This is a genomic window from Leifsonia sp. 563 (assembly GCF_040545055.1).
Taxonomy (GTDB): domain Bacteria; phylum Actinomycetota; class Actinomycetes; order Actinomycetales; family Microbacteriaceae; genus Leifsonia.
Map to the genome: position 1 here is coordinate 47,403 of NZ_JBEPLE010000009.1, position 12,430 is coordinate 59,832.

The 12,430-nt window shown below is 71.4% G+C and carries 10 protein-coding genes; 8 read left to right on the forward strand and 2 right to left on the reverse strand.

Annotated elements, in window-relative coordinates; all coding sequences use genetic code 11:
* Positions 1 to 54 precede the first annotated feature (54 nt).
* The 6 genes from lysA (at position 55) to prfA (ending at position 8,624) form a co-directional block, all read left to right on the forward strand.
* Complete coding sequence (gene lysA, locus ABIC47_RS19255; RefSeq protein WP_354483167.1) at positions 55 to 1,512, forward strand: diaminopimelate decarboxylase; 1,458 nt, start codon at positions 55 to 57, stop codon at positions 1,510 to 1,512.
* Positions 1,509 to 2,882, forward strand: coding sequence for a homoserine dehydrogenase (locus tag ABIC47_RS19260; RefSeq protein WP_018190332.1), 1,374 nt, complete (start codon positions 1,509 to 1,511; stop codon positions 2,880 to 2,882). Before lysA ends, ABIC47_RS19260 begins: the two co-directional genes overlap by 4 nt.
* A complete protein-coding gene (thrC, locus tag ABIC47_RS19265) occupies positions 2,882 to 4,006 on the forward strand; it encodes a threonine synthase (RefSeq protein ID WP_020075230.1) in 1,125 nt (374 codons plus the stop codon). The genes ABIC47_RS19260 and thrC overlap by 1 nt, the downstream gene beginning before the upstream one ends.
* Positions 4,003 to 4,971 carry a homoserine kinase gene (gene thrB / locus ABIC47_RS19270; protein ID WP_354483170.1) on the forward strand — a complete coding sequence of 323 codons (969 nt, stop codon included), beginning with the start codon at positions 4,003 to 4,005 and terminating at the stop codon, positions 4,969 to 4,971. The genes thrC and thrB overlap by 4 nt, the downstream gene beginning before the upstream one ends.
* Positions 4,972 to 5,222: 251 nt before the next feature.
* The gene (rho, locus tag ABIC47_RS19275) at positions 5,223 to 7,457 is read left to right on the forward strand and encodes a transcription termination factor Rho (RefSeq protein ID WP_354483172.1); all 2,235 of its coding nucleotides are present in this window, start codon (positions 5,223 to 5,225) and stop codon (positions 7,455 to 7,457) included.
* Between the two features lie 90 nt (positions 7,458 to 7,547).
* Positions 7,548 to 8,624, forward strand: coding sequence for a peptide chain release factor 1 (gene prfA / locus ABIC47_RS19280; RefSeq protein WP_354483175.1), 1,077 nt, complete (start codon positions 7,548 to 7,550; stop codon positions 8,622 to 8,624).
* A 117-nt stretch (positions 8,625 to 8,741) separates the two neighbouring features.
* Here prfA and prmC read toward each other — a convergent pair whose 3' ends face one another.
* Positions 8,742 to 9,650, reverse strand: coding sequence for a peptide chain release factor N(5)-glutamine methyltransferase (gene prmC, locus ABIC47_RS19285; protein ID WP_354483178.1), 909 nt, complete (start codon positions 9,648 to 9,650; stop codon positions 8,742 to 8,744).
* 101 nt (positions 9,651 to 9,751) lie between these two features.
* Between prmC and cysK the strand changes: the two genes are divergently transcribed.
* Both cysK and epsC read left to right on the forward strand, forming a co-directional pair.
* A complete protein-coding gene (gene cysK, locus ABIC47_RS19290; RefSeq protein WP_354483181.1) occupies positions 9,752 to 10,690 on the forward strand; it encodes a cysteine synthase A in 939 nt (312 codons plus the stop codon).
* Positions 10,691 to 10,695: 5 nt separating this feature from the next.
* A complete protein-coding gene (gene epsC, locus ABIC47_RS19295) occupies positions 10,696 to 11,265 on the forward strand; it encodes a serine O-acetyltransferase EpsC (RefSeq protein WP_018190339.1) in 570 nt (189 codons plus the stop codon).
* A 112-nt stretch (positions 11,266 to 11,377) separates the two neighbouring features.
* Here epsC and ABIC47_RS19300 read toward each other — a convergent pair whose 3' ends face one another.
* On the reverse strand, positions 11,378 to 12,367 hold the full coding sequence (locus ABIC47_RS19300) for a TetR/AcrR family transcriptional regulator (RefSeq protein WP_354483183.1): 990 nt from the start codon (positions 12,365 to 12,367) through the stop codon (positions 11,378 to 11,380).
* Between the last annotated feature and the right edge of the window lie 63 nt (positions 12,368 to 12,430).

The following is a 12,430-nucleotide window of genomic DNA, read 5'->3' on the forward strand; positions in this document are numbered from 1 at the left end:
TCCGGGTCCGCTCGCCTAGGAGACCCCCACTCGTCGCCACCCGTGAGGTTCCCTATGGCTGATCCTGTCGCTGCGTCCAACCCGCTCGCCCCGCCGTGGCTGCACGTGCCCGCGGATGCGAACGCGCTCGCCCCTGGCCTCTGGTCGCGGACGGTCGATCGCGACGCGGGAGAGCTGGTCGTCGGCGGTCTCGCGGCGAGCGAGCTCGCCGCCTGCTTCGGCACGCCGCTGTACGTGATCGACGAGGAGGACGCCAGGGCGCGCGCCGTCGAGCTGCGGGAGGCGTTCGACCGCGCGTTCGCCGAGATCGGCACCGCCGCGAAGGTCTACTACGCAGGCAAGGCGTTCCTCAGCATCGAGGTGGCGCGGTGGATGTCGGAGGCCGGCCTCAACATCGACGTCTGCAGCGGGGGCGAACTGACCGTCGCGCTGGCCGCCGGGGTCGACCCGGAGCGCATCGGCTTCCACGGCAACAACAAGTCGCTCGCCGAGATCGACCAGGCGGTCGAGGCCGGCATCGGCGCCATCATCATCGACAGCGTGCAGGAGATCGGCCGCGTCGCCGCCGCAGCCGAGCGCCATAGCGTGGTCCAGAGCGTCCGCCTACGGGTGAACAGCGGCGTGCACGCGCACACCCACGCGTTCCTCGCGACCGCCCACGAGGACCAGAAGTTCGGCATCGCGCTGGAGCAGGCGGCAGAGGCCGTCGCGCTGATCTGGTCGCACGCCTCCCTCGCGTTCCGCGGTCTGCACTGCCACATCGGCTCGCAGATCTTCGGCGCGGACGGCTTCGCCGAGTCGGCCGCCCGGCTGCTCACGCTCCACAAGGAGCTCCTCGCGGGCGGCGACGTGCCCGAGCTGAACCTCGGCGGCGGCTTCGGCATCGCCTACACGTCCGCCGACGACCCCGCGCCGATCGGCGAGCTCGCCAGGCGCATCGCGGAGACGGTGGCGGCGGGATGCGAGGAGCTCGACATCCCGACGCCGGTCGTCGCGTTCGAGCCCGGCCGGTCGATCATCGGCACCGCCGGTCTGACGCTGTACACCGTCGGCACCACGAAGGACGTGCCGGTCGCGTTCCAGGACGACGGTGAGACCGCGGTCCGCCGGTACGTCAGCGTCGACGGCGGGATGAGCGACAACGCCCGCCCCGCGCTCTACGGCGCCGACTACTCGGCCAGGATCGCGAACCGCGTCTCGCCGGCCGCTCCGGCCCTCGTGCGCGTCGCCGGCAAGCACTGCGAGAGCGGCGACATCGTCGTCGACGCGGAGTACCTGCCCGGCGACGTCCAGCCCGGCGACCTGCTCGCCGTGCCCGCGACGGGCGCCTACTGCTGGCCGCTGTCCAGCAACTACAACCACATCGGGCGGCCTCCGGTCGTCGCGGTGCGCGACGGAGAGGCGCGGGTGATCGTCCGCGGCGAGACCATCGAGGACCTCCTCGCGCGCGACGCCGGCTACACGGCGCCCGCATCCACCGTTTCCGCGTCGAAGGAGCGCAGCCAGGCATGATCGAGTACCGCAACCTCCGTGTCGCCCTGCTCGGGGCCGGCTCCGTCGGATCGCAGGTGGCGCGCCTCCTGCTCTCGCAGGGCGACGAGTTCGCCTCCCGCATCGGCGCGCGCCTCGAGCTGGTGGGCATCGCCGTCCGCGACGTGGATGCGCCGCGCGACACCGACCTGCCGCGCGAGCTGTTCACCACCGACGCCTCCTCGCTGATCCTCGGCGCCGACATCGTCGTGGAGCTGATGGGCGGCATCGAGCCGGCCCGCGGCTACGTGCTGGAGGCGCTGAACTCCGGCGCCGACGTCATCACCGCCAACAAAGCGCTGCTGGCGACGCACGGCCCCGAGCTGTTCGACGCCGCCGAGCAGGTCGGCGCGCAGCTCTACTACGAGGCTGCCGTCGCCGGCGCCATCCCGATCATCCGGCCGCTGCGCGACAGCCTCGCGGGCGACCGCATCAACCGCATCCTCGGCATCGTCAACGGCACCACGAACTTCGTGCTCGACCGGATGGACGTGAACGGCGAGACGCTGCAGGACGCGCTGGCGACGGCCACAGACCGCGGATACGCCGAGGCCGACCCGACCGCCGACATCGGGGGGTACGACGCGGCGCAGAAGGCGGCCATCCTGGCCAGCCTGGCCTTCCACACCGTCGTGCCGCTGGAGCGCGTCTACCGCGAGGGCATCACGAGCGTCACCAAGGCGCAGGTGGATGCGGCCCGCGAGGCCGGCGCGGTCATCAAGCTCCTGGCGATCTGCGAGCGTCTGACCGATCCGGAGACGGGGGAGGAGGGCGTCTCAGCCCGCGTCTACCCGGCGCTGATCAGCCGCGACCACCCGCTCGCCGCCGTGCACGGCGCCCACAACGCGGTGTTCGTCCAGGCCGCCGCCGCTGGCGACCTCATGTTCTACGGCGCGGGTGCCGGCGGCGTCGAGACCGCGTCGGCCGTGCTCGGCGACGTCGTCTCCGCCGCCCGGCGGCACGTGGTGGGCGGCCCTGGCGTCGCCGAGTCCACGCACGCCGACCTGCCGGTGCTCGACATCGGCCGCGTCGTCACCCGCTACCAGATCACCCTCGACGTCGAGGACCAGCCCGGCGTCCTCGCCGCGGTCGCGCGCATCCTGAGCGACGGCGACGTCAGCGTCGAGACCGTGCAGCAGTCCGTGCCGAACACCGCAACAGGACCCGTCGCGATCGCCGGAGCGGCATCCGCCGCGACCGGGCCGATTCACGGCGGCGGGACGGCCACCGCTACCCTGGTGATCGGCACCCACGAAGCCGAGGAGGCCGCACTCGCGGCCACCGTCGAGGCTCTCGCGGCGAGCGACGTCGTGACCGCCATCTCTTCCGTTCTCCGAGTCGAAGGATCGTAATGCCCCAGCCGAAGGCCTACAGTCGTCAGTGGCGCGGCGTCCTCCGCGAGTACGCGGACCGCCTGAACATCTCCGATGCCACTCCGATCGTCACGCTGGGCGAGGGCGGCACGCCGCTCATCCCGGCCCCCGCGCTGTCCGCGCGGACAGGCGCCGACGTGTACGTGAAGTTCGAGGGCATGAACCCGACCGGATCCTTCAAGGACCGCGGCATGACCATGGCGATCTCCAAGGCCGTCGAGCACGGTGCGAAGGCGGTCATCTGCGCCTCCACCGGCAACACCTCGGCGTCGGCCGCCGCCTACGCGACGCACGCGGGCATCCAGTCGGTCGTGCTCGTGCCAGAGGGCAAGATCGCGATGGGCAAGCTCAGCCAGGCCATCGCGCACAACGCCCAGCTGCTGCAGGTGCAGGGCAACTTCGACGACTGCCTCGACATCGCGCGCGAGCTGGCCACCAACTACCCGGTGCACCTGGTGAACTCCGTGAACCCCGACCGCATCGAGGGGCAGAAGACCGCCGCCTTCGAGGTCGTCGAGGCCCTGGGTGACGCCCCGGACTTCCACCTGGTCCCGGTCGGCAACGCCGGCAACTACACGGCCTACCACCGCGGCTACACCGAGGAGCTGCAGCGTGGCGAGTCCACCAAGCTGCCCCGGATGTTCGGCTTCCAGGCCTCGGGGAGCGCCCCCATCGTCCTCGGCCACGCCGTGAAGGACCCCGACACGATCGCCACCGCGATCCGCATCGGCAACCCGGCGTCGTGGGAGCTCGCACTGAACGCCCGCGACGACAGCGACGGCTGGTTCGGAGCGATCAGCGACGCCAAGATCCTCGAGGCGCACCGCATCCTCTCCGCCGAGGTCGGCATCTTCGTCGAGCCGGCGTCCGCGATCAGCGTCGCCGGGCTCCTGGAGCGCTCGGAGGCCGGAGTGATCCCCGCCGGCGCGACCGTCGTCCTCACCGTCACCGGCCACGGCCTGAAGGACCCGCAGTGGGCCCTCCGCACGGCCGACGGCTCCGACGTCCAGCCCACCGTCGTCCCGGTCGACACGACGGCCATCGCCGACGTGCTCGGCCTGGCGCCCGCCGGGCAGACCTCCGCCGCAGAGGCGACCGCGTGACCACGCCCGACCTCCGCGGCCGGACCGTCGCGGTCAAGGTCCCGGCGACGAGCGCCAACCTCGGACCGGGATTCGACACGCTCGGCCTCGCCCTCGCGCTGTACGACGAGCTCGAGGTCTCCGTCCGCGACGAGCCCGGTGCGATCGTCGAGGTCACCGGTGTGGGCGAAGGAGAGGTGGCGACCGACGAGAGCAACCTCGTCGTCCGCGCGATCGCGCACACCTTCGAGGCCGTCGGCATCCCGCTTCCCGGCCTGAACCTGCGGGCGCGCAACAGCATCCCGCACGGGCGGGGGATGGGTTCCTCCGGCGCCGCCATCGTCTCCGGCATCATGGCCGCCAAGGGGCTGCTGGAGGGCGTCGTCGACCTGGATGCGCAGACGCTGTTGGCGCTCGCGAACGACATGGAGGGACACCCCGACAACGTGGCGCCCGCCCTGTTCGGCGGCCTGACGATCGCGTGGGTGACCCCGGAGGGTCCGCGGTTCAAGAAGCTCATCGTGCACCGCGGCGTCTCGCCGCTCGTGCTCGTGCCCGAGACGGTCATGTCCACCGCGCTCGCCCGCAGCCTCCAGCCGCAGTCGGTGCCCCACGAGGACGCCGTCTTCAACGTCTCCCGCTCCGCCCTGCTGGTCGCAGCTCTCATCCAGAGCCCCGAGCTGCTGCACGCGGCGACCGAGGACAAGCTCCATCAGAGCTACCGCGCCTCGGCGATGCCCGAGACCGACCGGCTGATCACGCTGCTGCGCGAGAACGGCTTCGCCGCCGTCGTGTCGGGCGCTGGCCCGTCCATCCTCGTGCTCGGGAGCGACCCGAGCCAGCGTCTGGCCGCCGCGCGCCTCGTCGAGGAGTCGGCCGAGACCCGCTGGCAGCCGCTCATGCTCGCCGTCGACTTCAAGGGCGCGACGGTCAGCCGTGTCGCCGCCGAGGCCGCGACGACACGGACGGACACGCCAGCGGCCTAGCGTCGGACGGCCCCGCCGCGAGGTGGTAAACTGCAGTCGCACCCGTGAAGAACCCGCGTCACGAGCGAATTCCGCTTCCGGGTGATCTCCTAGCAATCATGCCGTCACTCCTGCCTGCCTTCCCGGCTCTCCCTTTCCGGAGAACCCGGGCGGCGACGTAGCGCGGATCCGAACGCAGCACGTTCCCGGCAGTTCATGTGACGAAGCTTCAGACGGCGCGTAAGGCGCGCCGGGGGAAAGGATCCTCTTCCGTGACTGATGTCGAACTCCACGCCGGGGGCGTGGACACCAGCGACCTGACCGGCCTCAAGGTGGCAGAGCTGCAAGCTCTCGCCGCCGGGCTCGGGCTCCAGGGCGCAACCCGGCTCCGCAAGGGCGAGCTGGTCGAGGCGATCGCCGCAGCGCGCGCCGCCTCCGCACCGGCCGACACCCTCGAGCTTCCCGAGACCGAGGAGCCGGCCGCCGAGCCGGCCGCCGCCTCCCAGGTGCTCACCGAGCCGCTCATCGCTGAGCCGCTCATCGCCGAGCCCGCAGGGGCCGAGCGCGTCGAGCCCACCGTGGGCGACCCCGTGCTCCCGCAGGCGGACGCCTCCGCCGAGCAGACCGGCGGACGTCGCCGCGGCTCGCGCCGCGTGTCCAGCCCGGACGGCACGGGCATCGCCGGTGCTACCGCCGGATCCGGCGTCGCCGCCGGATCGCACGTCAACTCCGGTGCCACGGGCGTCGAGTCGCTCATTCCCGATGTGGATGCACTGCTCGACTCCGCTCTCGCCTCCCGCGAGCAGGCGCGCGGCCAGAACGGCCAGGGCGCGCAGGACGAGCAGGGCAACGGCCAGAACCAGGGCGGCGGACGCCGTCGGCGCGGTCGCGGCCAGGGCGGTCAGAACGGCGACCAGGGCGCCGACCAGAACCGCGACGGCCAGCAGCGCGACGGCCAGCAGCGCGACGCGCAGCAGCCGCAGGCGGAGCAGGGCCAGCAGGCCGACGCTCCTCAGGGCGACCTCCAGCAGGGCGAGCAGGGCGACAACGCCGGCGAGCAGCAGGGCCAGGGCCGCAACCGCCGCAACCGCAACCGCAACAAGAACAACGGCCAGCAGAACGAGCAGGGCCAGGCGCAGGGCCAGAACCAGCCGAAGGACCTGCAGCAGGGCGGCCAGCAGGGCGACGGCCAGCAGAACCGCGGCCAGAACGCCCAGCAGCAGCTCGAGGGCGACCGCGGCCGCTACCGCGACCGCGACCGCAACCGCAAGCGCCGCGGCGGCGCCCCGGGTGACGAGTTCGAGCCGGAGCTGTCCGACGACGACGTGCTCATCCCCGTCGCCGGCATCCTCGACGTGCTCGACAACTACGCGTTCGTACGGACGACCGGGTACCTCCCGGGCGCCAGCGACGTGTACGTCTCGCTCGGCCAGGTCAAGAAGTACAACCTCCGCAAGGGCGACGCCGTCGTCGGCGCCATCCGCCAGCCGCGCGAGGGCGAGAACAACAGCCGCCAGAAGTACAACGCGCTGGTGAAGGTCGACTCGATCAACGGGCAGACCCCGGACGAGGCGGCCACCCGTGTGGAGTTCGGCAAGCTGACCCCGCTGTACCCGCAGGAGCGCCTGCGCCTGGAGACCGAGCCCAGCAAGGTCACCCAGCGGATCATCGACCTGGTCGCCCCGATCGGAAAGGGTCAGCGCGGTCTCATCGTCGCACCGCCCAAGGCCGGCAAGACCATCGTGATGCAGCAGATCGCCAACGCGATCACCGCCAACAACCCTGAGGTCCACCTCATGGTCGTGCTGGTGGACGAGCGTCCCGAAGAGGTCACCGACATGCAGCGCACGGTGAAGGGTGAGGTCATCGCCTCCACCTTCGACCGCCCGGCGGAGGACCACACCACGGTCGCCGAGCTCGCCATCGAGCGTGCGAAGCGCCTCGTCGAGCTGGGCCACGACGTCGTCGTGCTGCTCGACTCGATCACCCGCCTCGGCCGCGCGTACAACCTGACCGCGCCGGCCTCCGGCCGCATCCTCTCCGGTGGTGTCGACGCCTCGGCGCTGTACCCGCCGAAGCGGTTCTTCGGCGCCGCGCGCAACATCGAGCACGGCGGCTCGCTCACCATCCTCGCCTCGGCGCTGGTGGAGACGGGCTCCAAGATGGACGAGGTCATCTTCGAGGAGTTCAAGGGCACCGGAAACATGGAGCTCCGCCTGTCGCGCCAGCTGGCCGACAAGCGCATCTTCCCGGCCGTCGACGTGAACGCCTCCGGCACCCGCCGCGAGGAGATGCTCATGGGCCAGGACGAGGTCAAGATCACGTGGAAGCTGCGCCGCGCCCTCGCCGGGCTCGACCAGCAGCAGGCCCTCGAGATCGTCCTCGGCCGCCTGAAGGAGACCTCGAGCAACGTCGAGTTCCTGATGCAGGTGCAGAAGTCGATGCCGGCGCCGACCAACGGCCACGGCAACGCGCACTCGCACGGCCACGAGAACGACCACCGCTAGCTGCGATCAGCGCCCGCCCGCCGTGCCACCGTGCACGGCGGGCGGGCGCTTCGTCGTTCCCCGGCCGCACCCCTCCAGAAAGAAGACCCCATGTTCGAATCGGTGAACAGCCTCATCGCCGAGCACGACGACCTCCAGCAGCAGCTCTCCGACCCGGAGCTGCACAGCGACCCGGTCCGCTCCAAGCGCGTCAATCGGCGCTACGCCGAGCTCAGTCGCATCGTCGCCGCGTACAACGAGTGGAAGCAGCTGTCCGACGACCTCGACGCCGCCCGCGAGCTGGCCACGGAGGACGCGGCGTTCGCCGAGGAGGTCCCCGGTCTGGAGCAGAGCGTCGCCGATTCGGCCGAGAAGCTGCGCCGCCTGCTCATCCCGCGCGACCCCAACGACAGCCGCGACGTGATCATGGAGATCAAGATGGGGGAGGGCGGCGCCGAGTCCGCTCTCTTCGCCGGCGACCTGCTGCGCATGTACCTGCACTACGCCGACTCCAAGCGGTGGAAGGCCGAGATCATCGAGCAGACCTCCAGCGACCTCGGCGGCATCAAGGATGTCCAGGTCGCGTTCAAGGGCAGCTCCACCGATCCCGCCGAGGGCGTCTGGGCGCACCTGAAGTACGAGGGCGGCGTGCACCGCGTCCAGCGCGTGCCGGCGACCGAGTCGCAGGGCCGCATCCACACGTCCGCCGCCGGCGTCCTGGTGTTCCCGGAGGTGGACGAGCCGGAGGAGGTCGAGATCAACCCGAACGACCTCAAGATCGACGTTTTCCGGTCGTCCGGCCCCGGCGGTCAGTCGGTCAACACGACGGACTCGGCCGTGCGGATCACCCATGTGCCGACCGGCATCGTCGTCTCGATGCAGAACGAGAAGAGCCAGCTGCAGAACCGCGAGGCCGCGATGCGCGTGCTCCGCGCCCGGCTGCTGGCCCGGCAGCAGGAGGAGGCGGACGCCGAGGCCGCGGAGTTCCGCAAGGGCCAGATCCGCACGATGGACCGCTCCGAGCGCATCCGCACGTACAACTTCCCGGAGAACCGGATCGCGGACCACCGCACCGGCTACAAGGCCTACAACCTCGACGCCGTCATGAACGGCGCCCTCGACCCCGTCATCGAGTCGAACATCCAGGCCGACGAAGAATCGCGCCTCGCCGACCTAGCCACCGACTAACCCCTTCCCACCCACCGTCGAGTCCGCAAACTTTGAACGCTGGGTGTGCTCCGAACGTGCAAAGTTTGCGTACTCGACGGTGGGCGCAGAGGGCGAGAGCTGAGGGAAGGCGCGCGGTCAGCGGAGGGCAGTGGTCGCGCGGTCCCGGGTCGTGAGGTCGCGGTGCGTCGCGGCAGCACGCCAGCCGTCGGCGGTCAGGAGGTCGCGGATCGCCGCGCCCTGCAGCTCGCCGTGCTCGAGCACGAGGGTGCCGCCCGGGTGGAGCAGCCGCTGGGCGACCCGGGAGATCGTGCGCACGACGTCCAACCCGTCAGGGCCGCCGTAGAGCGCGGCGTGCGGGTCGTGCAGCCGGACCTCGGGATCGCGCGGGATGGCGTCGTCCGGCACGTACGGCGGGTTCGAGATGACCACATCCACCGTCCCGTCGAGCTGCGGGAGCGCGTCGGCGAGGTCGATGAACACCGGCGTCAGGTTCGTGGCGCCGACCTCGTCGATGTTCCGGCGCGCCCAGATGAACGCCTCCGGCGAATTCTCGACCGCGTACACGCGTGCGTGCGGCACCTCCGTCGCGAGGGCCAGCGCGATCGCGCCGCTCCCGGTGCCGAGGTCGACCGCGACCGGCTCGGGCGAGGGGACGGCGCGGAGCGCGTCGATCGCGAACTGCGCCACCTGCTCCGTCTCGGGCCGCGGTACGAAGACACCCGGCCCGACGTTGAGCTCGAGCGAGCGGAACGGGGCGCGGCCCGTGATGTGCTGCAGCGGCTCCCGGGCGGCTCGGCGTTCGACGAGGGATCGCAGGGTCGCGGCGTCCTCGGGAGGAAGTTCCGCATCCATCACGACGAGCGCCTGGACGCGGCCGCGGCCGACGCCGAGCACGTGCCCGACGAGGAGTTCGGCATCCACCTCCGGGTCGGGGACGCCTGCGCGCGACAGTGCGGCGACGGCATCGTCCCGTGCGGATCGGACGGAGACGGCGCCGGAGGACGCGGCGGGGGATGCGCCAGGAGCAGGGGTGGTGGGGGTCATCGCCAGAAGAGCCTAGCGGCTGGCGCACGGCGTCTAGAGTGGAGACGCGATCACGCATCCCCCTGTCGTCATCCACCGTACGAGAGCACGAGGAACAGGCCATGTCAGGTCACATCTACGAGAACGTCACCGAGGCCGTCGGCCGTACGCCGCTCGTCCGCCTCAACCGGCTGACCGAGGGCGTCGACGCGACGATCCTCGCCAAGCTCGAGTTCTACAACCCGGCCGGCAGCGTCAAGGACCGCATCGGTGTCGCGATCGTCGACGCCGCGGAGAAGGCCGGAGCCCTCACGCCCGGTGGCACGATCGTCGAGGCCACCAGCGGCAACACCGGCATCGCGCTCGCCATGGTCGGTGCGGCGCGCGGCTACAAGGTGATCCTCGCGATGCCCGAGACCATGAGCAAGGAGCGCCGCGTGCTGCTGCGCGCGTTCGGCGCCGAGATCGTGCTGACGCCCGGCCCCGACGGGATGCGCGGAGCGGTCGAGACGGCGCAGGACATCGTCGCGAAGACCGACAACGCCATCTGGGCGCGCCAGTTCGCCAACGAGGCCAACCCGGCCATCCACCGCGCCACCACGGCGGAGGAGATCTGGGAGGACACGGCCGGCGACGTCGACATCTTCGTCGCGGGCGTCGGGACCGGCGGCACGATCACCGGCGTCGGCCAGGTGCTCAAGGAGCGCAAGCCCGGCGTCACGGTGGTCGCCGTCGAGCCGCTCGACTCGCCCATTCTGAACGGCGGCAAGCCGGGACCGCACAAGATCCAGGGGATCGGGGCGAACTTCGTGCCCGAGATCCTCGACACCACCGTGTACGACGAGGTGGTGGACGTCTCCTTCGACGACGCGCTCGACGTGGCGAAGCGGCTCGCCAGCGAGGAGGGCATCCTCGCCGGCATCTCGTCCGGTGCGATCGTCTGGGCGGCTCTTCAGCTCGCCCAGCGTCCGGAGAACGCGGGCAAGACCATCGTCGCGATCGTCTGCGACACCGGTGAGCGGTACATCTCCACGCCGCTCTGGGCCGACCTGCTGGACTGAACGGGGTGCCGATCTTCCGAGCGCGCGAGGACATCCGCAACGCGCGCAGGCACGACCCTGCGGCCCGCACCGGGTTCGAGGTCGCCACGGCGTACTCCGGGCTTCATGCCGTGTGGTCGTACCGCATCGCGCACCGGATGTGGCGCGCGGGCCTGCGGACGCCCGCGCGGCTGCTGTCGCAGTTCACCCGCTTCCTGACCGGGATCGAGATCCACCCGGGGGCGCGCATCGGTCGCCGTTTCTTCATCGACCATGGGATGGGCGTGGTGATCGGCGAGACGACGTGGATCGGCGACGACGTCATGCTCTATCACGGCGTCACGCTGGGCGGCCGGGGGAGCGGGCACGGCAAACGGCATCCCACGGTGGAGGACGGCGTGATCGTCGGCGCCGGGGCCAAGGTGCTCGGTGCGATCACGATCGGGGCGCGCTCGGTGATCGGGGCGAACGCCGTCGTCACGCGGGATGCGCCCGCCGACTCGCTGCTCGTCGGCGTGCCGGCGCATCCCCGCCCCCGCTCGGGCCACGAGCAGATCGCGGGCGACGACTGGATCGACCCCGCCATGTACATCTGACCCGTTCGCCCACCGTCGAGTCCGCGAACTCTGCACACGACGCGCGGCGCGAGCGTACAAAGTTTGCGGACTCGACGGCGGGCGGAGGGGTGCGGCGCGGAGGGGGCGGGGGTCAGCGGGCGGCGCGCTCCGCCTCACGGGCGGCGCGCTCGCGGGCGCGCGCGATCGCCTCGCGCTCGTTCTTGCGGGCCTCGCGCAGACGCGACTCCGCCTCCCGGCGCGCCTTCGCCGCCTCGCGAACCGCCTTGTCACGCGGGATCGGCTCCGGCCGATCCTCGTACGGGGTGACGGGCTCGCCGCTCCGCCGTGCGGCCATGTAGGTCGCGACGCCGTCGAGGATGCGCTCCAGTCCGAACGCGAAGTCGTCCTGGTCGTCGGCGCCGTCGGAGTCCGCGTAAGCACCGGATGACACGAGCGGCGCCAGGTCGGGGAAGCGCTCGGGCGTCACCAGCTCGGCGAGCGCTGCGGTGAAGGCCTCGCCGTGGGCGGGCGGCGCGTCCGCGGAGCGCGAGCGGCTCACATCCCGCTCGACGATGGCGACCGCGCGGGCGTACGACGACAGCAGAAGCGCTGTCGACATCTTCTCGGCGTCCGTGAGCGGCAGGCCGCGCATCTCACGGAGCCCCCAGTCCAACACGGCCAGGTTGTTGGGCATCAGCGGGATGCCGCTGATCGGGATGTCGGGGAACCACGGGTGCGCCTGGATCACCTCGATGTTCGCCATGGCCCACCGCCGCAGCCCGGCACGCCAGTCGTGATCCGAGCCGTCCGTGCGCGAGCCTTCCTGGCTGCCGGCGTCGCCGCGCCGCGCCAGCTCGTCGTCCGGCGGGATGGGGATGGCGCAGACCGCATCCTGCATCAGAGCGAGGACATCGTCCTTGCTGGTGACGTACCGGTAGAGCGACATCGTCGTGAAGCCGAGGTCGCCGGCGATGCGGCTCATAGACACCGCGCCCAGGCCGTCGGTGTCCGCGATCTCGATGGCCGTGTCGACGATGCGCTCGATGCTCAGCTCGCGCTTCGGCCCGCGCTGCGGGTGCTCGGCGACGCCCCAGCTGAGCGCGACGGCGCGGGGGAGGACGTCCTCGACGTCGTCGGCCATGGTCCCGCCCTTCTCATCCCGTGTTCCCGGATCTTCGGGATCAGGTGTTGACACCCATCCTAG